This is a genomic window from Bacillus sp. FSL R7-0672, from assembly GCF_038601465.1.
GTDB lineage: Bacteria > Bacillota > Bacilli > Bacillales > Bacillaceae > Bacillus > Bacillus pumilus.
This window is the reverse complement of sequence record NZ_CP152010.1, coordinates 3,064,714-3,089,329: the sequence shown is the minus strand read 5'-3', so window position 1 is coordinate 3,089,329 and position 24,616 is coordinate 3,064,714. Positions and strand designations below refer to the sequence as shown.

The 24,616-nt window shown below is 43.7% G+C and carries 22 protein-coding genes; 20 read left to right on the top strand and 2 right to left on the bottom strand.

Translation table 11 applies throughout. The features are described from left to right. Positions 1 to 53 precede the first annotated feature (53 nt). The gene (locus tag MKY18_RS15775) at positions 54 to 1,223 is read left to right on the top strand and encodes a macrolide family glycosyltransferase (protein ID WP_106029358.1); all 1,170 of its coding nucleotides are present in this window, start codon (positions 54 to 56) and stop codon (positions 1,221 to 1,223) included. 489 nt (positions 1,224 to 1,712) lie between these two features. Further along, entirely contained in the window at positions 1,713 to 3,272 is a 1,560-nt protein-coding gene (gene abc-f / locus MKY18_RS15770) for an ABC-F type ribosomal protection protein (protein ID WP_268483140.1), read from the top strand. Between the two features lie 15 nt (positions 3,273 to 3,287). On the opposite strand, the gene MKY18_RS15765 is transcribed toward abc-f, so the two are convergent. After that, complete coding sequence (locus tag MKY18_RS15765; protein WP_342497569.1) at positions 3,288 to 4,697, bottom strand: polysaccharide deacetylase family protein; 1,410 nt, start codon at positions 4,695 to 4,697, stop codon at positions 3,288 to 3,290. A 285-nt stretch (positions 4,698 to 4,982) separates the two neighbouring features. On the opposite strand from MKY18_RS15765, the gene MKY18_RS15760 reads away from it, so the two are divergent. From MKY18_RS15760 to MKY18_RS15745, 4 genes are all read left to right on the top strand, one after another. Next, positions 4,983 to 6,035 carry an iron ABC transporter permease gene (locus MKY18_RS15760; protein ID WP_080772918.1) on the top strand — a complete coding sequence of 351 codons (1,053 nt, stop codon included), beginning with the start codon at positions 4,983 to 4,985 and terminating at the stop codon, positions 6,033 to 6,035. Continuing rightward, complete coding sequence (locus MKY18_RS15755; RefSeq protein WP_106067307.1) at positions 6,032 to 7,033, top strand: iron ABC transporter permease; 1,002 nt, start codon at positions 6,032 to 6,034, stop codon at positions 7,031 to 7,033. The genes MKY18_RS15760 and MKY18_RS15755 overlap by 4 nt, the downstream gene beginning before the upstream one ends. Before the next feature lie 17 nt (positions 7,034 to 7,050). Beyond that, positions 7,051 to 7,956, top strand: a complete 906-nt coding sequence (locus tag MKY18_RS15750; protein WP_185847307.1) for an iron-hydroxamate ABC transporter substrate-binding protein — start codon at positions 7,051 to 7,053, stop codon at positions 7,954 to 7,956. A 139-nt stretch (positions 7,957 to 8,095) separates the two neighbouring features. Next, on the top strand, positions 8,096 to 8,320 hold the full coding sequence (locus tag MKY18_RS15745; protein WP_106067305.1) for a phage holin: 225 nt from the start codon (positions 8,096 to 8,098) through the stop codon (positions 8,318 to 8,320). 88 nt (positions 8,321 to 8,408) lie between these two features. On the opposite strand, the gene MKY18_RS15740 is transcribed toward MKY18_RS15745, so the two are convergent. After that, positions 8,409 to 8,879, bottom strand: coding sequence for a helix-turn-helix domain-containing protein (locus MKY18_RS15740; RefSeq protein ID WP_106067304.1), 471 nt, complete (start codon positions 8,877 to 8,879; stop codon positions 8,409 to 8,411). 251 nt (positions 8,880 to 9,130) lie between these two features. Between MKY18_RS15740 and MKY18_RS15735 the strand changes: the two genes are divergently transcribed. The 14 genes from MKY18_RS15735 (at position 9,131) to nikA (ending at position 24,603) form a co-directional block, all read left to right on the top strand. Then, on the top strand, positions 9,131 to 9,862 hold the full coding sequence (locus tag MKY18_RS15735; protein ID WP_065097983.1) for a Wzz/FepE/Etk N-terminal domain-containing protein: 732 nt from the start codon (positions 9,131 to 9,133) through the stop codon (positions 9,860 to 9,862). Continuing rightward, complete coding sequence (locus MKY18_RS15730) at positions 9,852 to 10,535, top strand: CpsD/CapB family tyrosine-protein kinase (RefSeq protein ID WP_065097984.1); 684 nt, start codon at positions 9,852 to 9,854, stop codon at positions 10,533 to 10,535. The genes MKY18_RS15735 and MKY18_RS15730 overlap by 11 nt, the downstream gene beginning before the upstream one ends. Before the next feature lie 165 nt (positions 10,536 to 10,700). Further along, positions 10,701 to 12,575, top strand: a complete 1,875-nt coding sequence (locus tag MKY18_RS15725) for a nucleoside-diphosphate sugar epimerase/dehydratase (RefSeq protein ID WP_106067303.1) — start codon at positions 10,701 to 10,703, stop codon at positions 12,573 to 12,575. Beyond that, positions 12,541 to 13,680 (top strand): glycosyltransferase family 4 protein, encoded by a 1,140-nt coding sequence (locus MKY18_RS15720; protein ID WP_065098088.1) that lies wholly within the window; start codon positions 12,541 to 12,543, stop codon positions 13,678 to 13,680. The genes MKY18_RS15725 and MKY18_RS15720 overlap by 35 nt, the downstream gene beginning before the upstream one ends. Positions 13,681 to 13,682: 2 nt before the next feature. Continuing rightward, positions 13,683 to 14,522, top strand: coding sequence for a glycosyltransferase (locus tag MKY18_RS15715; RefSeq protein ID WP_268453903.1), 840 nt, complete (start codon positions 13,683 to 13,685; stop codon positions 14,520 to 14,522). After that, a complete protein-coding gene (locus tag MKY18_RS15710) occupies positions 14,515 to 15,645 on the top strand; it encodes a glycosyltransferase family 1 protein (protein WP_065097987.1) in 1,131 nt (376 codons plus the stop codon). Before MKY18_RS15715 ends, MKY18_RS15710 begins: the two co-directional genes overlap by 8 nt. Positions 15,646 to 15,659: 14 nt before the next feature. Further along, complete coding sequence (locus tag MKY18_RS15705) at positions 15,660 to 16,763, top strand: EpsG family protein (RefSeq protein ID WP_113768101.1); 1,104 nt, start codon at positions 15,660 to 15,662, stop codon at positions 16,761 to 16,763. A gap of 27 nt (positions 16,764 to 16,790) precedes the next feature. After that, positions 16,791 to 17,813, top strand: coding sequence for a glycosyltransferase (locus MKY18_RS15700; RefSeq protein ID WP_065097989.1), 1,023 nt, complete (start codon positions 16,791 to 16,793; stop codon positions 17,811 to 17,813). Between the two features lie 5 nt (positions 17,814 to 17,818). Then, the gene (locus tag MKY18_RS15695) at positions 17,819 to 18,847 is read left to right on the top strand and encodes a polysaccharide pyruvyl transferase family protein (protein ID WP_065097990.1); all 1,029 of its coding nucleotides are present in this window, start codon (positions 17,819 to 17,821) and stop codon (positions 18,845 to 18,847) included. A 28-nt stretch (positions 18,848 to 18,875) separates the two neighbouring features. Beyond that, the gene (locus tag MKY18_RS15690; protein WP_065097991.1) at positions 18,876 to 20,390 is read left to right on the top strand and encodes an MATE family efflux transporter; all 1,515 of its coding nucleotides are present in this window, start codon (positions 18,876 to 18,878) and stop codon (positions 20,388 to 20,390) included. A 20-nt stretch (positions 20,391 to 20,410) separates the two neighbouring features. After that, entirely contained in the window at positions 20,411 to 21,004 is a 594-nt protein-coding gene (locus MKY18_RS15685) for a sugar transferase (RefSeq protein ID WP_081277146.1), read from the top strand. Beyond that, the gene (locus MKY18_RS15680; protein WP_065097993.1) at positions 20,967 to 21,653 is read left to right on the top strand and encodes an acetyltransferase; all 687 of its coding nucleotides are present in this window, start codon (positions 20,967 to 20,969) and stop codon (positions 21,651 to 21,653) included. Before MKY18_RS15685 ends, MKY18_RS15680 begins: the two co-directional genes overlap by 38 nt. Then, positions 21,653 to 22,831 (top strand): aminotransferase class I/II-fold pyridoxal phosphate-dependent enzyme, encoded by a 1,179-nt coding sequence (locus MKY18_RS15675; protein WP_065098089.1) that lies wholly within the window; start codon positions 21,653 to 21,655, stop codon positions 22,829 to 22,831. The genes MKY18_RS15680 and MKY18_RS15675 overlap by 1 nt, the downstream gene beginning before the upstream one ends. A gap of 149 nt (positions 22,832 to 22,980) precedes the next feature. Further along, the gene (gene nikA, locus MKY18_RS15670; protein ID WP_065097994.1) at positions 22,981 to 24,603 is read left to right on the top strand and encodes a nickel ABC transporter substrate-binding protein; all 1,623 of its coding nucleotides are present in this window, start codon (positions 22,981 to 22,983) and stop codon (positions 24,601 to 24,603) included. The last annotated feature ends 13 nt before the right edge of the window (positions 24,604 to 24,616 follow it).

The following is a 24,616-nucleotide window of genomic DNA, read 5'->3' as shown; positions in this document are numbered from 1 at the left end:
CTGGCTGTATATGATTAACATGGAAGAGAATTGACAATGAGGAGGGATTTCTTGTGGCGAAGATTTTATTGATTACATTTCCCGCTGAAGGGCATGTGAATCCTATGTTAGGGATCATCAAAGCATGGGCGGATCGTGGAGATGAAGTGCATGCGGTCACAACTGTACATTATGAGGAACGAATCAAACGCTTAGGCGCTCACGTACATAAACATCCAGACTATATTCGGACATTACACGTGGATGAAGGAAATCTCGATTCCATGCAGCCATTCTTTCATGCCATGTTGCAAACATCATTTGATATTTTAGAGGTGGTAGAAACACTTTCTCAGCAGCATTCATTTGATTTTGTCTATTTTGATATGTTTGGGGCAGGGGAGCTTGTTCGAGATTATTTACAAATTCCAGGAATCGGTTCAAACCCATCTTTTGTGCTGCAAGAGGCGCATTTTGATACACCGCTATACAGAAAGGATGAGAAAGCCGATCATCTGTTAGAAAGCATACAAGAGCGTTTTGGCGTTCAGCCAACGCGTTTGATGCAATTCATGAAAAATCGCGGAGAACTGAATATCGTGTATACAAGTGAATATTTTCAGCCGTCTGTCGATGCAGTGAACGACTCATTTGTTTTCATTGGACCGAGCTTTCTAAAAAGGGCAGATCAGCATGATTTCCCGCTGGAAGCACTTGAGCAAGAAAAAGTCGTCTTTATTTCGATGGGCACCGTTCTTGGGGATACAGAAGCATTTTTTAATATGTGTATTGATGCATTTGCCGACTTTGATGGAAAAGTGGTGCTCGCAACAGGTGAAAAAGTGGATCGGTCTCTCTTGAAAGAAGCACCTTCTCATTTTCTGATCGAGCCTTATGTGCCACAGCTTGAAGTACTTGAGCTGACAGATGTGTTTGTGACGCATGGCGGAATGAACAGTGTCAATGAAGGCATTCATTATCACGTTCCGATGGTTGTCATTCCGGTCGACAAAGATCAGCCGATGGTCGCACAAAGACTGACCGAGCTATCTGCTGCCCGTGCACTTGATAAAGACCAACTGACAGCAAAGCAGCTAAGAGAAACCGTGGAATCTGTTCTGGGAAGTAACACATACCGTGCTGGAATCGAAAAAATTGAAGAAAGCTTCCAAACAGCAGGCGGAACAGATAAAGCATTGCGGACGATTGATCAATGGATGCAGACGAAACAGACTCAATCATGAGTCTGTCAGCGTGTAGGCAAACCCTCGTATTTGGTGTCTGACGTGCATGAAAGTGGAATTGCTCTGCTTTGGTACCAGTCCTTCCAAGACTTCAAAGGTTTTCTATTACGCTGAAATGAATGGACTCACCTGTGCCATTTCAGCTTGACAAAAAATAACCAATCTTTTATTGTAAACGTAACAAACGACGGAAGGGTGACCCAATGCAATGAAGTACTAATCCTATGACCTGTAAGCAAAATGAAAAAACGAAGGCAGTGAGCAAACGATTGGTTTGCCATGTTTGCTGCGTTTTCATTTTTTAGCTTCGGAATAGGATGGTACAGCTTGGGAATCAAAGAATGAGGAGATTGATACGGGGATGTGTGTGTTCAAATAGGAACGGCACGTCATCCGAGATTGATCCGCTTATTTTTGTACACCATTTTGCCTCCTATTCTGAGAATGGGAGGCTTTTTCATGTCTCCTGATACGAAAGGAGTGGGTTGGATGTTAGTAAAAGCCAATCAGTTAAAGGTGTTTCGAAAAGATCGATTGTTATTTGATATTGAGGAACTTACCATCCATCAAAGTGACCGCATTGGACTTGTCGGGGCAAATGGCAGCGGGAAAACGACGTTATTGCATGTGCTCGCGGGACAAGAGACACCAGACAGTGGCACGTTTGCTGCCACAACGACCTGCACACTGCTTCCTCAGCTAAAACAAGCGGATGGCATACAGAGTGGTGGTGAGATGACCCAGGCTTATATTGAAAGCGCGTTAAACCGTCCTTCTGCCCTTTTATTAGCAGATGAACCAACGACTCATTTAGATACAGAGCACATTGAGTGGCTGGAAGAGAAGCTTCACAATTATCAAGGAGCCCTCATTGTCGTTTCACATGATCGTGCTTTTTTAGATGCGGTATGTACGGAGATTTGGGAGCTGGATCATGGACGGCTCAATCAATACAAAGGCAACTACACGCAATTTGCACATCAAAAAGAGCTGGCGCATCGTCAGCAGGTGGAAGCGTACGAAGCTTATACCCAAAAGAAAAAACAGTTAGAGCATGCGCTAGAAAAGAAAAAGAAAAAAGCCGACAAAGCTACAAAGCCATCCCAAAAGCTGAAATCCTCAGGGCCAAAAATTGCAAAGCCCTACTATGCAAATAAGCAAAAAAAGCTGCAAAAAACAGCCAAATCGATTGAAACAAGGATGGAGAAATTAGAAAAGGTTGAGAAAGTAAAAGACATTCAGCCCATTCAAATGACGCAGCATACAATGAAGGAAGTAGCGAGCCGTACCATTTTGCGAGTGAAAAATGTAGATGGCAAGGCGGGCGATCAATTGCTTTGGAAACAGGCGAATGTGGAAGTGAGAGGCGGGGACAAGGTCGCCATCATTGGCAATAATGGGAGCGGGAAAACGACATTTCTCCGAATGCTGGTAAATGGACATCTCGGAGTTTCTCGCTCAGAAGCTGTCAAGATCGGCTATTTTCGTCAAGATCTTTCAGGATTAAAGGTAGATGAATCGATTTTACAAAATGCGCTGAAAGAGGCAGTTCAAGATGAGACAGTGGTACGAACGGTTTTAGCGAGACTTGGATTTCGAGGAGATGACGTGCATAAACCTGTTGGGGTGTTAAGCGGTGGAGAACGGGTGAAGACTATGCTGGCGTCCCTGCTTGTCAGCGATGCCAATGTTCTCATGCTGGATGAACCGACGAACTTTCTAGATCTGGCGGCAGTTGAAGCGCTTGAAGGTCTATTGAAGGATTACCCGGGTACTGTTGTGTTCGTTTCCCATGATCGCAGACTGATTGAGAAGGTGGCGACTCGCATTTTCCATGTTCATGAAAAGCGTATTGAAGCATTTGATGGCACATATGAAGCGTATAAACAAAAAGGCGACAAACCAGCTGTGACCCAAAGAGAAGAGGAGCTTCTGTTAATTGATTTACAGCTGTCTGAAGTGCTCAGCCGGTTAAGTATTGAGCCGTCTCAGGAGCTGGAGGAGACATTTCAAGCATTATTGAAACAAAAGAAATCTTTGGAGTCATAAAGAAAACCCCTGTGTTTATTGCACAGGGGCTTGTTCATTTCGTTCTTTTTTTAATTGATCAAGCTCACTGACTGTGACGAGCTGATAGCCTTGTTTGGTGAGTTCATGAATGATCTTCACTGCTGCTTGAGCTGAGCTGTCATAAATATCGTGCATCAACACCGTTCTCCCATCTGCTGCATGTGAAAGAACGTGGTTTGTGATCTGCTGGCTGTTGCGAATTTTCCAATCCTCAGGATCAACATCCCATAAAGAGACCTTCATCCCAACTGCTTGATTGATGTCTTGATTTGTCCCACCATATGGCGGTCTAAAGTGCGTAGGTGTATACCCGCTCGCTTTCTCAATCAGCTTCTGAGTGTCCTTCACTTGTTTCACCGCCTCCTTTAAAGGCAGTCTTGTTAATAAAGGATGACTGTAAGAATGGTTTCCGATTTCATTCCCGCCTTTTAGAATATCGGCAAGCATATTAGGATAATACTGCACCCTGCTGCCTAATACGAAAAAGGTTGCATGTCCTTTATTTTCCTTCAGTGCTTCTAAAATTTTTGAAGTGGTCGCTGGATTCGGACCATCATCAAATGTGAGGGCGATGGCTTTTTTATTTGGATCAAACTTTGATTTTTGCGGCAGCTTGACGGCTTTTCTTTTCGGATTTGGTTCTTTCATTTCATTTTGATTTTTGGTTTTATTCATATATTCTGGTTTCATTATATCTTTCAGCAGCGTCTTTTTAATCGCAAGTGTTTGGGGACCAAGATCTTCGCCGGCTACTTGAGATGCTGGGAAATAAAATTCTACATATTTCTCTTTCAAGGCAAATTGACTGAAGTTTTGAGCAGTAGGGGCTGTTCCTTTCTGAAGGAGCGTCTGATCCTTAGATAAGGTTTTGTCCTTTTGAAGCTCCGAATATGTAATGTAGGATAATTTCTTCAAAAAGTTGGTTTTAGGTAGAAATAAATCTTTTGTGTCAAGAAAGGTTTTTTTCTGAAAATCATAGTTGATCGTGAGATGATTGGTGATCCCATTTTGCTGACCTGTATAGGTATAAGTCGTAAAGCGAATAGCAGCCGACTGCTTCGCATAATGCACCATATCATAATCAATATTCAGTTCAAAGCGTTTGTTTTCATCGACGTCCTTGGCTTCACTAAACGTCTTTTTGAAATGCTCTAAAGCTGAATTGGCGTAGCTTTGAATCTTGTCATCTAGCTCTTTTTGATGAAAAAGAGGATAGTTGACTGCATATCTCATAAATTTCCCGTCATTTACGAGAGTGACGATTTCGACGTTTTTATAGTTCGTATCCTGCTTTACATTTTTCTTCTCGGTACCACTTGCTTGTTGATTCTGAAAGAAAGCAACGACTCCAATGACGATCGCAAGTGCAAATAGGCCGATACTCCATTTTCCCTTTAATGACACAACGTTCAAATCTCCTCTCAAGACGGGTCATTCTTTATCAGTTTGACATCTGTTTGTAATATTTTTATAACATTTGACTTACTTTTGTCATTTTAGAGGATATTCAGGCGGAATGTCAACTATTTTCCTATTAAACTATGAGAAAAAATGATAGGTCATTTCAAACGAGCAAAGACTGTCATCTGCATACCTTCATTAATTAAAAAATAAGGTGTACATTGATTTTTGAGAGGCAGGCAGATATAATTTTGATGATTATGATTCTCATTTTCAAACAGACTTTTAATGAAGAAAAGGATGACACCGATTTTGCAGGATAAGCGAACACCTCAACAAAAACGATCATCATATATTCTGTTCTTTTTGATATTTTTTCTCGCCGTCCTTAGTTTGGCGGCTGCCATGTTTTTGGCTGTGTCATATGGTGCCAAAACATTGTCTCTGCAAACGGTTTGGACAGCTGTATTTGACTATCAGTCAGATGTCACAGAGCAGCAGATCATCCATGAATTAAGACTTCCTCGTGTTTTAGGAGCAGCTCTTGTTGGAGCGGCATTTGCCGTAGCGGGTGCGCTCATGCAGGGGATTACAAGAAACCCGCTGGCCGATGCGGGGATTTTAGGCATCAATGGCGGTGCGATGTTCGTGGTCGCTCTTTGTTTTGCTTTTTTCCCAGGAATCCCTTATTCGGCACTTATGTTGTTTTCCTTTATTGGTGCAGTGCTCAGTACGCTGCTGATCTTTGCGATTGGTGCGGCTGGTGGCGTTTTGACACCACTGCGCCTAACAGTAGCAGGAGCCGTTGTGGCTGCATTGCTTCATGCACTTAGCTCTGGAATCGCGATTTATTTTGACTTAAGTCAGGACCTTGCGTTTTGGTATGCAGGCGGAGTGGCAGGTGTGAAATGGCCGCAGCTGACAATTCTTGCCCCGGTCATTCTCGTAGTGATCGTATGGGCGATGCTATTAGGACGGTCACTGTCGCTACTGTCGCTTGGTGAAGATGTAGCGGCAAATTTAGGGGTGAAAACGCGACAAGTGCGAATACTAGGAATGGTAGCTGCTGTATTATTAGCAGGGGTTTCTGTATCAGCAGTCGGTTCCATTGGGTTTGTCGGTCTTGTCATCCCACATATCGCACGAAAGCTGGTTGGTGTAAACTATCGTTTCGTCATTCCGATGTCAGCGATATTAGGCGCGGTACTGCTTGTCTTTGCTGACCTTGCCAGCCGCACCGTTAATCCGCCGCGAGAGCTTGCCATTGGCGTGATGGTGGCACTTGTCGGTGTTCCTTTCTTCTTGTATATTGCCAGAAAAGAAGGGAGGAACCTGTCATGAGAGAGAAACAGCGGGCTCTTGTTGTGACAGTCGTTTTGCTTTGTTTGAGTGTGGCCGTTGTGCTGTATAGCTTAAATACCGGTACGCTGAAACTAAATCCTCTTGTAGTCGTCAAAACGTTATTCGGCTTTGGAGATTTTCAAAGTGAAACGGTGCTGTTTGACTATCGTCTGCCTCGAATCGTGGTAACGATGCTAGCTGGAATTGGTCTTGGTATTGCGGGAGGCATTTTGCAAAGTCTATCTCGTAACCCGCTGGCCGATCCAGGGATTATTGGACTGAATGCAGGCGCTGCATTTGGCTTAATCGTATTTGTGACGTATTTCCACGCACTAGAAGGCAATCCCTCTCTTCTTATTCCGCTCTTTACATTTGGCGGAGGGCTTCTTGCGGCAGCGGTCATCGTGCTTCTGGCGTATGACCGGCAGGAAGGGCTCGTTCCCATCCGGCTGATCCTAGTAGGAATTGCAGTTGCCGCGGGATTCAGTGCTTTGACGTTATTTTTGTCATTGAAGCTAGATGAAGATACATACACATTTGCTTCAAGATGGCTTGTCGGCAATGTCTGGGGGAGAGACTGGATTCATGTGTTAGCGCTTCTGCCTTGGATTGTATGCCTTGTACCGCTTACGCTGATGCAGTCAAGCACGCTCAATGCGTTGACATTAGGAGATGCTGTCGCCTCAAGTGTAGGTGTACGTGTTCAGCGTCAGCGTCTCCTTTTGCTGACCTTAGCTGTTGGTTTGGCGAGTGCAAGTGTTTCGATGACAGGCGGTATTGGTTTTATTGGACTTGTCGCTCCGCATTTGGCAAGGCGGCTTGTCGGCTCACTCCATCAATATTTTTTACCAGTTAGTGCGCTGATTGGCTTGTTGATTTTGGTCAGTGCCGATACAATTGGACGTTCCATCTTTGCCCCAAATGCCATACCAGCGGGTGTCGTTGTGGCTTTTATCGGCGCTCCTTATTTTCTCTATTTATTAGCAAAAACGAAATAAACAAGAAAGAGGAACTCATCATGAAAAAATTACTTGTGCTTGGTTTAACGCTCTGTTTTATCTTGCTTGCCGCTTGTGGTCAACAGGAAACAAAGAATACAACAACTCAAAATGATCATGGAACACCGAAAATTGCTTCCTTGTCTATTCATTTAACGAATGACTTATTAGCACTCGGTATCAAGCCAGCAGGCTCTGTTGTAGGAGGGGATTTAAAAGATTTCCTTCCACATGCGAAGAAGCAGCTGAGTGGTACGAAGAAGCTGGGCATCGCAGCCGATCCTGATATGGAGTCGCTGCTTGCATTACAACCAGATGTTATTTACGTTGATGAAGAACTAGCTGGACAAGATTTATCGAAATATAAGAAAATCGCCAAAACGGAAGTGTTTGATTTAAATAACGGCACTTGGCGTGATCATTTGAAAAAAATCGGCAAGCTCGTCAATAAAGAGAAAGAAGCCGATCAATATATTCAGGATTACAATCAAGAAGCAAAAGAAGTCAAATCGCTCATCAAACAAAAGATTGGAAACGGAAAAGTAATGGCGATCCGTGTGACGGCAAAGGAGCTTCGAGTATTTAGCATGAAGCGCCCAATGGGTCCAATTTTGTACGAGGATTTAGGCCTCACACCTGTCGATGGGGTGAAGAAACTGGACAGCAAACGGCCATTTGAAGTGATTTCTCAAGAGGTTCTTCCTGACTATGATGCAGATGCTATCTTTGTCGTCGTGAACCGTGATGATAAAGCGCAGCAGGCATTCAAGCAATTAGAAAAGACGCCGATTTGGAAGGGGCTAAAAGCCGTAAAGAACAGCCAAGTCTATCCGATTGCCGATCAGCCATGGCTCGATTACTCAGCACTAGGCAATAAAATGGCTTTGGATGAAGCGAAAGAGATGTTTTCTACATCAAAATAAGATGAAATCAGGCATCATTCCTTATATAGGCATGATGTCTCTTTTTTTGATCCGGTCTTCTATTCTTTCGGTTTTTGCATACATATGAGAGAGAACGAGCCGTACCGGCCGTGAAGGGGAAGAAAGGGAGGGGTTACAGTTGGAAGTTCAAAAAATGAGTGCAGGTACAATCGCAAGGCTTGTGCTGCTTTTGCTCGCACTTGTCAACAGTGCGCTAACCGCTGCGGGAAAAAGCCCAATTCCTATTGATGAAGAAGGTATTCAGCAATTCATCACGTTAGCCTTTCTTGGAATTACATCTCTCTGGGCCTATTGGAAAAACAATGATATAACGAAAAAAGCACGAACAAAAAAAGCAGAATAAGAGGAAAAAGAGCCTTTTTATGATAAAAGGCTCTTTTTCAGCGAAGCGTCAAACGCTTCTCCCCGCAATTTGACTCTTCCTGAAAGGCTTACGCCCGTCGTTCTCCCATGTTGGCGAGGAATGCTTTTACTTCCTCAATGCTTAAGCCGATAGCTTTCGCCTCACTCATCAGACGCTTCCACTCTGTTATATTCGAATCCGTCAACTTTCTATGAGTGACATGTAACGTCTTTTCTTCCTGCTTCTTTCGGTACGTTTGGAGCAGCTGATAGAGTTCTTCTTTTGGCATGCCGGATTGGACGGCATTGACGATATGCTCCCGCCATTCGTGTTCACCACTCTCAGAGTCATGAAACATCAACGTCTCTGCATCAAATAGCTCTTGTAAATCAATCTCTAGTGAAGAGGATACCTTTTTTAAAAACTGGACAGATGGATTTCTGTGGACACCACGCTCAATCTTACTCAAATACGATTTAGAAACATGGGCATCTTCAGCCAACTGCTGAATGGAGTATCCTTTCCTCTTTCGGTAAATGCGTATCACCTTTCCTATCATTCGATCATCCCTTCTCCCTGGCGAATCGTACTGCGACCTTTTCGTTCATTATAAGAAATAAATTGTTCTTTATAAAATTCAAAAACGTAAGAATTAGGAAGTAAACAAAAGAAAACGAACGATTTCGTTCTTTAAAAAGAACCATAAGACCTATTATGACATTTTTCTTTGCGGGTATTATCTTTTATAATCCAATCATTAACAAAAAGAAACCATATATAACCTTTTTATGATGAAATCGGGAGGTATCTATGAATGAGATTATAGGTTTTAAGCAGCTGTTTTCTGTCATTAAAGAGAAAATGGCCCTTCTGATCCTGATTGTCCTGATCGTAACGGGCATTTCAGCCTACTATCAGTTCTATGTCTCGACTCCTGTATATCAGGCAACCACTCAAATTCTTGTTCATAAACGCAGCAATGACGCACAAGCGAACTTAAACGATATTCAGATGAACCTTCAATATACACGTACCTTTCAAGTTTTATTAAAAAGTCCGATCGTCATTGAAAAAGTAAAAGAAACACTCAACCTTACAGAATCAGCTGAAGGATTAAAACACAAAATTGCCACAAGTACAGAAAATGAGTCTGAGGTCATCAATATTTCTGTACAAGATGAGGATCGCGCAAAGGCAGTTGCCATTGCGAATACTGCAACAGAGGTGTTGCAAGAAGAAATCAAAAAAACCATGAATATGGATCGCATTAATGTTTTGTCTGAAGCCAAGCTGTCCAATACGATTCTTATGAATTCAAGAAAATTCGTTCATATCGTACTGGCACTAGGCGCCTCTTTATTAGGGGGGGTAACACTCATTTTCTTAATGAACCTACTCGATGATACTGTAAAACGAACACATCAAATAAGAGAAGAGATCGGATTGCCGTCGCTCGGCAGCGTCTATCGGATGCAGACAGACAGGAGGGCAAAAAAAGACAAGCAGTCCGTCATAACGGGAGGACAGAACATTGATCTTTAAAAGAAAGAAAAGAGAAAAGAGAGATTTATCCTGTATTTCTGTATTAGATCCTCACTCTGTCATAGCAGAACAATTTCGTACGATCCGAACGAACATCGAATTCACATCAATCCAAACAAGGCTGAAATCCATATTGGTGACATCCTCCTTGCCGAAGGAAGGGAAATCATTTACGGCTGCAAATCTAGCAGCTGTTTTTGCACAGCAGAAAAAGCGGGTGCTGCTGATGGATGCTGATTTGCGAAATCCGGTTGTTCATGAATATTTTGACCTGAGTCATCACACGGGCTTGACCAATGTGCTATTAAATAATTGCAGCTTGGAGGAAGCTATTTTACCCACACCTATTGAACATTTAGAGCTGCTTCCGAGTGGAACCATTCCGCCGAATCCAGCTGAGCTGCTCTCCTCACCTGTCATGAAGCAACTTTTTTATGAAATTGAACAGCAATATGACATGGTGATTGTTGATTCTGCGCCGCTTCTGCCAGTAGCCGATGCAAAGATCCTGGCGAACCGGACAGATGGAAGCATTCTTGTTGTCTTAAGCGGCAAAACCAAGATAGCTGCGGTGAAGAAATCAAAAGAAGTGTTAGACGGGACAACAGGTAAACTGCTTGGGGCTATGCTAAATGGCAAGAAAGAGAAAAAGGGAAGGCTGTATATGTATTAACAAGATTGATAGGTGATGTCTCCTAATCTTTAACAATGGAGGCACTCGATCCTGCTGTGGGCATGACCAATGCCTTAGATGCTCGTCATCAATAGTGGGATGTGAGGACGGGTTTGATGCCCATTTTACGTAAGAATAGTGATGCTTTAAAAAGGGGGAGGAGCGTTGACTTACGCCCAAAGATTATCAATCATCGTGGCACTAGATTCATATCTCATCTTAGTGGCTGTCTTTTTTGGTTTTCAATTTGTCCAAGAAGCGGCGTTAACTGTTTATACATTTGAAATGCTCGTCATTTCTTCGCTCAGTCTACTCATTGGGCACCATTTGTTTTCGTATATTTTTCACGTGTACAAGCAAGTATGGGCTTATACAGGGGTAAGAGAGCTATTTTCTTTAATGAAGACCTTTGTATGTTCTTTTTTATTTTCAATGGCAATGCTGTACCTCTTCGTGCAGACATGGCCCTTCCGTTTTTTATTCATCGTATGGCTTTTTCACGTATTATTCATCGGCTCATCTCGAATGGCGTCCCGGCTATTTCATGATGGGGCAAAGCGGCTGCAGGTAGAAAAGGAGCGGGCATTAATCATTGGCGCCGGATCAGCTGGGACGATCATCGTTCGTCAGCTTCAGCAATCGAGTGATGTACATATTGAACCAGTCGCCTTCATAGATGATAACAAGACGAAGCATAAGCTTGAAATCATGGGACTGCCTGTTCTAGGGGGAAAAGAACAGATTCAAACAGCTGTTGTGATGATGGATATTCAAAAGATCATCATCGCCATTCCGTCCAAAAGCAGCCATACCTTAAAAGGGCTTTATAAAGAATGCGTAGCGACTGGGGTTAAAACGCAGATCATGCCGGAGATGGAGCAGATTTTAAAAGGAACCCATGCGCTGAATCAATTACGAGATGTACAGCCAGAGGATTTATTAGGTAGAGAACCGATTCAATTAGATTCAAGCCGTCTATCTGTCCATTTAAAGGGGAAAACCATCATGGTCACAGGGGCAGGCGGATCGATTGGATCAGAAATCTGTCGTCAAATTTGTGTGTTTGCTCCTCAAGCGATAGTGCTTGTGGGACATGGAGAATTTAGCATTCATTCTATTTTACTAGAGCTGAAAGAAATGTATGGGGATACCATCAGTCTCTATCCGCAAATTGCGGATATCCAAGATAAACAGAAAATGAGTGAAATCGTTGGTCAGTTTCAGCCGGATATGATTTATCATGCTGCGGCACATAAGCACGTCCCGCTCATGGAGATCAGTCCAAAAGAAGCAGTGAAAAACAATATTATCGGGACAAAAAATGTCGCAGAAGCTGCACATGAGCATGGCATTGAAACATTCGTCCTCATTTCCTCTGACAAAGCGGTCAATCCTGCCAATGTGATGGGCGCCACAAAGCGATTTGCTGAAATGCTGATCATGCAAATGGGGGCAAGCAGTGACACAAAATTTGTCGCGGTTCGGTTTGGAAATGTACTCGGAAGCAGGGGAAGCGTCATTCCAATTTTTAAGAAACAGATTGAACAAGGCGGGCCGGTCACGGTCACACACCCAGCCATGACAAGATATTTTATGACCATTCCAGAGGCATCGAGACTTGTTATTCAGGCGGGTGCCTTGGCGGAAGGAAGACAGATTTTCGTATTAGATATGGGAGAGCCAGTGAAAATTGTTGACCTCGCAGAAAACCTCATTCACCTCTCAGGTTACACCACAGACCAGATTCCGATTACGTTCACAGGCATTCGTCCTGGGGAGAAAATGTATGAGGAACTACTCAACCAACATGAAAAAGCACAGGAACAAATTTTCCCGAAAATTCATATCGGCCATGCGCTGGACGGGGACCCATATGTGCTGAACCGCTTTATCCATGAATTTGACATGATGAGTGAAGAGCAAATGAGAGAAGCATTGTTTGTTGCCATCGAATCGGATGATTTGTTGTCTGAACAGATGAAAAGAGAGGGGGAAGCGCTTGCTGATGAAGAAAAAAGTCTTGTTTTGCGCAACGGTTGATTATCATTTTAAGGCATTTCACCTTCCGTATTTCCGGTGGTTTCAGGAACAAGGATGGGAAGTGCATACAGCGGCAAATGGTCAGCTGGAGCTTCCCTATGTGGATCAAGCGCACTCGATTCCGATTCAGCGATCTCCTTTTCATGTGCACAACCGGTTTGCGTATGTGGAGCTGAAGAAGCTGTTAGCGAAAGAGCACTACGACTTCATCCATTGCCACACACCAATGGGAAGTGTGATTGGCAGACTTGCAGCCAAAAGCGCGCGCAAAAAAGGGACGAAGGTTCTTTACACAGCACATGGCTTTCACTTTTGGCAAGGAGCGCCGCTTCAAAACTGGCTGCTCTATTATCCGATTGAGCGGTGGCTCGCCCGCCATACAGACGCTCTGATCACCATTAATGGAGAGGATTTTAAAAGAGCAGATCGTCTATCAAAAGAGCGGACATCTGTTTATTATGTTCCTGGTATGGGTGTGGATATGAAACGATTTGCACCAGTTAATGAAAAAGAGAAGCAGCGTCTTCGTACAGTCCATGGCTTTTCGTCAGAAGATTTTATTGTGCTGTGCGCTGGCGAATTAAATGCGAATAAAAACCAAGGAATGCTCATCAAAGCATGTGCCCAGCTATATAGGAAAATACCAAATGTGAAGATCGTGTTTGCCGGGGAAGGGGCAAGGAGGCCGATGTATGAAAAGCTGGTTCACGAACTCCATCTTGAAAAGCATGTCCACTTTGCTGGTTTTTACAAACAAATTGAGGAATGGATGCATTTGAGTGATGTATGTGTGTCGACTAGTTTAAGAGAAGGGCTCGGCATGAATCTGCTTGAAGCGATGTCTGCGGAAAAGCCGGTCATTGCAACAGAGAATAGAGGGCACTGTGAGCTGATCAGACATGGCGTGAATGGTTTTTTAGTCAAACCGCATGATGTGAATGATTTGGCTGAATATTTGCACCAGCTTTATCACAAAAGAGATCAGCTGCCCCTCATGGGAAAAGCGGGGCGCTCCTTAGCCCATGCATTTGCACAGGAGCAGACGGTGAGTGCTATGGAAGAAATTTATACAACTTACATGGATCAAGCAGAGAAGGTGATGTGAGCATGCATAAGCCAAAGGTGTCTATCATCATGGGCGTCTACAATTGCCAAGACACAGTAGAAGAAAGTATTGAATCCATTCTTCATCAAACATATGACAACTGGGAGCTCATCATATGTGATGACGCATCAACAGACGGCACCTATGAAAAAGTGCTGTCCTATATAAAACGAGAACCTGAAAGAATTCGCCTTATCCGCAATGAGCATAATCAAAGACTCGCTGCCAGTCTGAATCGCTGTCTAGCTGAAGCGAGGGGAGACTTGATTGCAAGGCAGGATGGCGACGATATATCAGTACCTGATCGTTTAGAAAAACAGGTGCATTTCCTTGAATCACATCCTGAATATGATGTGGTCGGGACGGCGATGACCGTGTTTGATGAATCGGGTACAAAAGGTGTACGTACACTGATTTCAGAGCCTGATCGAAAAGTGCTGGCAAGAGGGACGCCTTTTTGTCATGGAACCATTATGATGAGGGCGGCTGCGTACAAGGCTTTAAATGGATATCGCTCTGTGAAAACAACGAGACGGATGGAAGATATTGATCTGTGGATCCGTTTTTTTGCTGCGGGGAGAAAAGGCTTTAATTTACAAGAGCCGTTATACCTTGTGAGAGAGGATGAAGCGGCTTTTCAGCGTCGTAAGTTTCAATATTCGATAGATAATGCTTGGCTCGTTTTAAAAGCATGCTGGTTATTAAAATTGCCGCCGGTTCATTATTTGTTTGCGCTAAAGCCGGTGGTCCGTGCCTGTTTATCACCGAAGATCATGAAATTTTATCACCAGCGGAAGCTGGAGGCGTCTTTGTTGAAAAGGAGGCCGATTCGGGATGAGTGAGCCAAAGCGTGTACTTCATATTGTGGGCGGGATGAACCGCGGCGGAGCTGAAACGATGATCATGAACATCTATCGTGCACTCGATAGAAATGTCCTCCAATTTGACTTCATTACCCACCGGAAGGAGGTCTGTGATTATGATGAGGAAATTCAGAGGCTCGGAGGACGTATCTTTTATGTCCCGAGTATTGGGGCTTCCTCTCCTTTGGCATTTGTTAGAACTTTGACAAAGACGATCAAACGAACAGGACCGTATCAAGCAGTGCATGCTCATACAGATTTTCAAACAGGCTTCTCTGCCCTTGCTGCGAAATTGGCGGGTGTGAAGGTGCGGATTTGTCATTCGCATAATACAGCTTGGAAACAGTCGCCAAATTGGGTAGACCATATGATGCTCAAAGGGTTTCGCCGGCTGATTTTTGCATTTTCTACAAAGCTTGTTGCATGCGGTGAGGATGCCGGCTCCTTTTTATTTGGGCAGAAAAAAATGAAGAATGGACAGGTTGAGGTGCTGCCGAATGGGATTGATTTATCCCTTTTCTTTCAGCCTGATCCAGAAGAAAAGGTGAAGATCAAAAAGCAGCTGGGTCTTCAGGAAAAGAGTATGGTGATAGGTCATATTGGCCGTTTTCATGAACAAAAAAATCACGTTTTTTTTATGGAACTGGCACAGACCTTAAAGAAGCAGGGGGTCTCATTTCAGCTCGTCCTTGTAGGGGATGGACCGCTGAGGCAGGTGGTTGAATCATATGCGGAGAAGGCCGGTTTGTTAGACAACATTGTCTTTACAGGCGTCGTATCGGACGTTCCAGAATATATGAAAGCATTTGATGTTTTTGTCATGCCTTCCTTGTTTGAAGGCCTTCCGCTTGTTTTAGTGGAAGCACAGGCATCTGGATTGCCTTGTGTGATTTCAGATCATATTACAGAGGAAGTAGATTTAGGCTGCGGTCTTGTGAAAAGAATGTCGCTGCGGGATTCCGCGCATGAATGGATGAAGGCGGTGCTTGAAGCGTATCATGCAGAGCCTCCTCTTCAAGAGACCATTACGTACCAGCTTGAACAAAGAGGATTTGATGTCAAACAGAACATCACACGTGTGATGAATGGATATGGACTGTAAGGAAGGAATGGCAGATGGCGGTATATTTGGTGAACATGATCATGGTCTATTTATGGTCGAGCTTTGCCGCATTTTACGGCAGGCGTGATGATACCATTCAAAGCGGATGGCGGCCTAACAAGATTCTCGTGTTATTTCCGTTTTTGTTTCTTTGTATTGTCGCTGGTATTCGGTACAAAGTAGGAACCGATTTTGTCACATATGGACAGATGTATGAGTTCTCCATCAATTATGAAAAGCCTTGGCACATATTCGGATTTGGTGTGGACAAGGCGGCCACTGACCCAGGATTTACATTTATTTTATGGATGCTCAATCAACTGTCCCATGATCCGCAAATCATGTATATCTCGGTTGGGGCGATCACTTATTTTTTTATCATCAAGACGCTCATTCAATATGGCCGTCCCTTTGAGCTGAGTATGCTGCTTTTTCTCGGCACCTTTCATTATTACGCTTCGTTTAATGGCATGCGTCAGTATATGGTGGCGGCGGTTCTTTTTTACGCCATCCGTCTTGTGATCAATGGTCAGTGGAAATTGTATTTTCCGCTTGTCCTCGTATGTTCATTGTTTCATTCATCGGCTCTTATCATGATTCCTGTGTATTTTATCGTGAGAACAAAATCGTGGTCATGGATGATGCTGGTCTTATGCATGATTTTCTTAGGGTTAACCGCTCTTTATGACCGATTTGTTTCCGTGTTTGTCGTGATGCTGCAAGGCAGTTCGTATGGGCATTACGAGGAATGGCTCACAACGAATACAAATGGAATGAATGTGACAAAAATCGGTGTATTGATTTTGCCGCTTTTGCTTGCTTTTCTTTATCGAAAACGGCTTCGTGAGCTGACGCCTGAGAGTGATTACGTTGTGAATTTTTGTTTGCTCGGTTTCTTGTTTGGGATCCTTGCCACAAAGGATGTCATTTATGCAAGATTTCACATTTATTTTGGCTTGTATCAGCTTATTTTACTGCCGTATTTCACACGCATTTTTGATCAGCGGTCTAATGTCTTTATCTATGTAGGGATTGCTGTTTGTTATATTCTGTACAGCATCATGCTGATGCCGTTCGATTCATCTGTGTTACCGTACAGGACGATATTTACAAAGTAGATTTTGAGAAAGGTGGGGCATGTTGTAATGCCAGCTATCAGTCTATTGGTCGCAGTCTACAATACGAGTCAGTATGTGGAGCAATGCCTTCAATCAATTGCAGATCAAAGTTTTTCAAATATAGAGGTCATTCTCGTAAATGATGGATCTACAGATCATAGCGGAGAATATCTTGAAGCATTTGCTTCGCAAGATCAGCGGTTTCGGGTCATTCATCAAACCAATCAAGGGTTAGGCGCTGTGAGGAACCGGGGCATCGAAGAAGCAAAGGGCACGTATATTGCCTTTGTTGATTCAGATGATATTCTAGCGCCTCATTACTGCGAAGCCTTGTATGAAAAAGCTGAAATGACCGGCGCAGATCTAGTTGTCAGTGAGTACTGGATTCAATTTGAACAGTCAAAGCGAACCATACCAACGACGTTGTTAGCCGAGCGGTCGGCCGAAAAAACGAGTTTAATTGAAGCGTTATTGCATGGAGACATTACGGGGTTCTCATGGAATAAGCTGTATCGACGTGCCTTTATCGAAGAACATCACATTCGATTTCCGCTGCGGGGGGAACTTGAGAACATAGAAGATCAATATGTGACGCTGCGCTGTTTTTCTTTATCACGCGGCATTGCCTTTGTTCATGAACCTCTTTATTACTACCGGGTTCATCTGTCTTCTATTGTGCAGCGATATCAGAAGCAGTATTTTCATCATGGACTAACCTTTTATCATGCGCAGCGCTTGTTTTTGACAGAATATGATGACATCTCTCTGTATGAAAAGGCACTTGATTTTTTTATTGTCAATCATACCCTTCATTGTATGCTCAACGAATGGAAGAGCCAAAATGCACTCTCTCTTCGGGAAAAGCTTGATCACATGCGGGAAATGGTGACACACGAGGCTTTTCAGCATGCTGTCAAACAAGTGGAACCATCGAAGCTCACCGCTCGAAAGCGAATGATTTTATTCCTTGCGAAGTGCCGGCTGGTTTATCCGCTGTCTGCCGCCGCTTCTAGCTATCAAAAATGGATCGAATATCAAACAAGGAAATAGGGGTGATGAGATTGACATTGCAGCAATTGAAGGCGCACGCCGCAGAGTGGCTGCTCTTAAAGGTTAAATATCCGCTTGAATATCGACTGAGCCGCCAAAGCCTGCCAGAGCGGAGTCATCAGAAGAAAATCATTCTCACGCTGCTGCCAGGACATGATAATTTAGGGGATCATGCGATTGCCTATGCGAGTTATTGTTTTTTAAAAGAGTACTTTCCCGCCTACGACATCATGGAAGTGGACATGAAGGAGATCTATCGCCTCGCCCGTCCGTTAAAGCGTATGCGGCACCCAGAAGATATCGTCTGTATCATCGGTGGGGGCAATATGGGGGACTTATACCGTTATGAAGAATGGACGAGACAATTTATCATGAAAACCTTCAAGTCCTATCCGGTGATTCAATTGCCGGCCACTGCCCATTTTACAGAAACAAAGAGAGGAAAAAGAGAGGAACGCCGCGCCATTCAAACATACAAACATCATCCAAGGCTGCTTCTCATGGCAAGAGATCAAACAACCTACACTTGGATGAAGCAGCACTTCCCTGATCAAGATGTGTGGAAACAGCCTGATATGGTGCTGACATTAGATGAATCAAACAAGGAACAAAAACGTGAAGGGGTTTTACTTTGTTTGCGAGAGGATAAGGAAGCGTATCTCACTGAAAAGGAGCGGCGGCAGCTAAAGCAGCATATTCAAGAGACATTTGATCAAGTCGGTTTGATCACAACGACAATTGGCAAACGAGTGGATCGAACGACTCGCTTAGATGAATTATCTGCTTTATGGAAAGAGTTAAGTAAGGCACAGGTCGTCGTGACAGACCGGCTTCACGGCATGATTTTTTGTGCGATTACGCAAACACCGTGTGTTGTCCTCAGGTCGTTTGATCATAAGGTGATGGAAGGGTATGAATGGGTGGCTCATCTTCCGTTTTTGACGCTATTAAAAGAACCGAATGAGGCGTCTGTGAAAGAGGCGATTCATCAGCTGATGAAAACGAGCAGACAAAAGGGAGAGGAAGCTGGATGAAGGCTTTTACACGCTGCGTGAAATCAAAATGAATCGAGCGTTTCTTTACAATGCCAGTGCAAACATCATGACGTTTGTCTTGATGATGCTTATGTCTGTTTGTTTAACACCGTATATCGTTCATACACTTGGAGTCGAAGCATTCGGCTTAATCCATCTGACGCAAAATATGATCAACTATTTATCGGTTATTACGGCGTCATTAAGTGCTGTGGTGGTGCGCTTTTTTTCTGTGGCGGCTCATAAAGGAGAAATGGAGAAGGCGCAGCGCTATCTCTCATCTTATTTCGTCAGTTCCATTTTTTTATCGATTAGCCTTTTTTTGTTTTGTCTGTTCATGTCCCGCCAGCTGGTAGAGTGGCTTCATGTGCCTGATGATCTCGCCAAGGACACACAGACCGCCTTTATATTAGGAGGTCTTTTATTTATGCTCAATTTTGTCATGTCCGGCATTGGGGCTGCGCCGTTTTATGCGAATAAGTTATATGTATCAAGTATTGGTCAGACCATTCAAATGTTTTTGAGGGCACTGATGATTGTGCTGCTGTTTACATGGATGGCACCCGCCATCTGGCATATTCCACTTGCGGCTGTGATAGGAAGCTTGGGGGCTATGGGAATTGGTATCTATTATTTTAAAAAACTCATCCCTTGGTTTTCGTTTAAGTGGCGGCACGTTTCACTATCTTCTAGTCTCACACTTGTTCGATCAGGGGTCTGGCATTCTTTTGAGCAAATGGGGATTTTGCTATTTTTACAGATTGATTTATTGATGACGAATCTGCTCATTGGAGCGGAAGCGACGGGACAGTATGCGGCGATATTACAATTTCCATTATTATTACGCACACTCGCAGGGACATTGGCGGTTGTATTTGCCCCAACGATTACGAAATTTTACTCGAATCAAGATGAAGAAGGTCTCATTCAATATGCAGCCAGTGCCATTAAGTGGAGCGGATTATTTGTCGCGTTTCCGGCCGCTCTGCTAGGAGGACTTGCCGGTCCGCTCATGCTTTTATGGCTTGGACCTGCCTTTGAAGAGCTGAAATGGCTTCTTATGATTCATGCTGCTTATTTATGCTTGACCTTGATGTTTTTACCGCTGACATATGTGCCGACCGCTTTTAATCGATTGAAGGTTCCAGCGGTGGTCACGCTCATATTAGGTGTATCCAATGTACTTTTTGCCTATGGATTGACTCATACGCTTCAGCTTGGTTTATACGGCATTGCATCAGCGGGAGCGATTGTTTTATTGATCAAAAATATTGTGTTTCTGCCATTTTATACGGCCCGCATCACGAATCAGAAACGCACCATCTTTTACAAACATACGATGGTTCCACTTGCAGGAGCGCTCATGATTTGGGGCGTCTGTGCAGGAATTCAAGCGATTTATGACGTGACGTCCTGGTGGGAGCTGTTTTGTATTGGCGGTCTATGTTTCTTTCTTTATATGGGCTACTTGTATCAATTTGCAGGAACAAAACGAGAGCGGCAGCAGCTGGTGCATAAGGTAAAACAAGCTGTTTCCCGCTAGTGAGAAAAGGAGATTTCATGATGAAAAGAATGTTAGATGTGATGGTGGCATTGACGCTGCTCATCGCAGGCAGTCTTCTTTTTCTTCTGCTTTATGGATTGATTCGGTGGAAAATTGGGAGGCCTGTGTTGTTTCGGCAGAAGCGGCCTGGTCTGTATGGTCGGCCATTTATGCTATATAAATTTCGGACGATGACCGATGAGCGTGACGAGCACGGGGTGCTCCTGCCAGATCATCTTCGATTAACAAAAACCGGCGCCTTGATTCGCAAGCTCAGTCTTGATGAATTGCCGCAGCTAGTCAATGTCCTAAAAGGAGAGCTCAGTCTCGTTGGACCAAGGCCGCTTCTGATGGAATATCTACCGATGTATACAGAGGAGCAAGCAAGGCGCCATCTTGTCAAGCCTGGCATTACTGGATGGGCACAGGTGAATGGAAGGAACACGATCTCCTGGGAGGAGAAATTCTCCTATGACCTCTGGTACGTCGAGCATCAATCATTTTGGCTTGATATGAAAATTTTATGGATGACCTTGCTGAAAGTCATCAAAACAGAGGGGGTGCAGCAGCCGCATCATGCCACAGCTGAAAAATTCAAAGGAACCGATATGTAAAGAGCAACCGATTGGTTTAATTGGTGCTGGTGGGCATAGCAAAGTCATTCAAGAAATGATTGCTGCCCATCCCGATTACTCATTATGTGCCGTATTAGATGATCAATTTGAAGAGACTACGACTCAAAGCAGTATCTTGTATGGACCGATCTCCGTGAGTCAACAGCTGAGAGAGACAATGCCACATATGAAATGGCTGATTGCGATCGGACAAAATGAGAGCAGACAGTTAGTAAAGGAACGCCTCTCCTTTGAAAACACGGCATTTTCCACACTCATCCATCCACAGGCGGTCGTAAGTCCATCAGCGGTCATTGGAAGAGGAGCTGTCGTAATGGCAAGGGCAGTAGTTCAAGCAGATGCAGTAATCGGTGAACATGCGATTATCAACACAGGATCTATCGTAGAGCATGACTGTATACTCGAATCATTTGTCCATCTGTCACCGGGAGCAGTGTTAACTGGCTGTGTGTCTGTACGAATGGGAACCCATATTGGGGCAGGTGCTGTTGTGATACCCGGGACATCAATCGGAAGCTGGACAATCATTGGCGCAGGAGCCGCAGTAACAAGAGATATACACGATCAGAAAGTCGCTGTAGGCATTCCTGCAATAGAAATCAAAGATCGGAGAGAGGGTGGGAAATGATGCAAGAAAGAAAACGGATTTACTTATCACCACCGCATATGAGCGGAAAAGAGTATTTGAAAATAGAGGAAGCTTTCAAGAGTAATTGGATTGCACCGCTTGGACCTCTTGTGAATGAATTTGAGCAGGCAGTCGCGCGCTATGCAGGAGTGAATGCAGGAGCGGCTTTATCTTCTGGAACAGCAGCAATTCACCTCGCATTAAAGCTTATTGGCGTTGAAAAAGGGGACATTGTCTTTTGTTCCACCCTCACATTTGTGGCAACTGCAAATCCGATTTTATATGAACAAGCCACGCCCGTTTTTATTGATTCTGAAAGGGATACATGGAATATGTGCCCGCTTGCTTTAGAGAAAGCCTTTGTGGAATCAAAACGACTTGGAAAAAGACCCCGTGCAGTCATTGTCGTGCATTTATATGGACAAAGCGCAAAAATGGACGAGATCCTGGCGTTGTGTGAAGCATATGATGTGCCAGTCATTGAGGATGCGGCTGAATCGTTAGGTGCTCTATATAAAGGAAAAAAAAGCGGCTCAATGGGCAGGTTCGGCATTTATTCGTTTAATGGCAATAAAATCATTACAACATCAGGCGGCGGAATGCTTGTGAGTAATGATGAAGCTGCGATCGAACGCTGCCGCTTTCTCGCTTCACAGGCAAGAGAGCGCGCGATGCATTATGAGCATCAAGAAATAGGATACAACTATCGCATGAGCAACCTGCTAGCAGGCGTCGGGATTGCTCAGATGGAAATATTGGACGAGCGTGTTGAACAAAAGCGCCGCATTTTCAAGCGGTATCAGGATGCGTTATCTAAAGTAGAGGGTCTTTATTTCATGTCTGAATATCAAGACACCAAGTCCAACCGCTGGCTGACGACATTGACCATTGATCGCGATAAAAGAACCTCTCCAGTGGACATCATTGCTGCACTAGAAGAAGAACAGATTGAAGCAAGGCGTGTATGGAAGCCGCTGCACCAACAGCCGCTCTTTCGTGATTGTCCCTTTTATTCAGCGGCGAAAGGCACTCCCGTATCTGAATTGTTATTTGAAACAGGGCTTTGTCTCCCCTCTGGAACAAGTATGACAGACGCTGAACAGGATCGTATCATTGACACACTTCGTCATGCCCTGCGAGAAAAAACCTTCACCTCTTCACAGGCTGCTCACTCGTAAGCAGCCTGCCTCTCTTTTTATCAAATTCATCAATTTGTGGAATAAATAGGTTTATTTATTGTCAATTCGTTTTAAATATGATATTGACAACGGGGTCCTTCCTCCTTAAAATGAAAATGATTATCAGCATCAATTAGGAGGAACATCTTATGTTTATTAGGAGTCAATTTTTTCCGAAAATTAAAATAAATACAGTCATCCCTTTCCTGCTTATCTTTTTATTAGTAGGCTGTTCTCAAGCAAACAATGGGGCAGATGGAAACAAGGATCATCCTGACATGATCACGATGGCTTGGCCGAGAGATATTGGCGAAATGAATCCGCACGTATACAACCCATCACAATTGTTCGCGCAATCAATGATTTATGAGCCATTGGTCAGCTATCAAAAGAATGGAAAGCTAAAACCTGAATTAGCGAAATCATGGGATGTGTCAAAGGATGGCAAGGTGTACACGTTCCATCTAAGAGACAAAGTGACATTTTCAGATGGATCTGAGTTTAATGCAAACATTGTGAAAAAGAACTTTGATTCCATCTTAAAAAACAAGGATATACATAGCTGGTTAGGTGTGATAAAAAAGATCAAAAAGACAGAAGCAGTAGACAAGAAAACGTTTAAACTCACATTAACAGAGCCATATTATCCAACTGTTCAAGAATTAGCCGTTGTCCGCCCGGTTCGTTTCTTAGGCGAAGCAGGCTTCCCTAAAAACGGTGATACGTCAAAAGGAATTGAAAAACCAGTGGGGACAGGCCCTTGGGTATTAAAAACATATCAAAAAGATGACTATGCCATTTTCGAACGAAATGATCATTATTGGGGAGAAAAACCAAAGGTCAAAGAAATCAAAGTCAAGGTCATCCCAGATGCGGAAACGAGAGTCATGGCATTTGAAAAAGGTGATGTAGACATCCTTTACGGAGAAGGAACCATTAGCCTGGATGCCTACAAACAGTTAGAGGCGAGCGGTAAGTATGAAACAAAAATGTCAGAGCCTGTAGCAACGAGACAGCTTGTCATGAACACAAAAGTCGATCAGCTGTCAGATGAGAAAGTGCGACATGCCCTTCAATATGCGATCAATAAGAAATCAATGGTAGAAGGTGTCACCTCTGGCTTAGAGGATGAAGCAGATCACATATTGCCGACCAACATGCCTTACACATCTGATATTAAGGTGAAGTCGTTCCAATATGATGTAGACAAAGCGAAAGCATTGCTGGATGAAGCAGGCTGGACACTACCAAAAGGAAAAACCGTTCGTGAAAAAGATGGAAAAACGCTTGAATTTAGTATGATGTATGATTCAGCAGAATCGATTCAAAAAGCGATGGCTGAGACGCTTCAAGCAGAATGGGGTGCCATTGGCGTTGGTGTCAAACTTGAAGGTGTGGAACTGGCAACACAGGTGCAGCGCTTTAAAGCTAATAAGTTTGATATGAACTTCTTTAGCAACTACGGAGCGCCATATGATCCGCATACATTTATGAACGTCGTCTCATCAGATGGTTTTGGATTCAAAGAAGCCATCTCAGCCTATCCAAATAAGGACAAGCTGATCAAAGAAATGAGCGAAATTCCATCAACAACCAATGAAAACAAACGAAAAGCACTTTATTCGTCTGTCTTATCTTCATTACAGGATCAAGGGGCAATTGTGCCAATCTCTTATTTTAAAAAGACAGCCGTTTATCAAAAAAATGTGAAGGACTTTGAGTTCCCAGCAAATCGCGACGAACATCCATTCACAGGTATTAAGCTGAAGTAATAGAAGGAAGGTT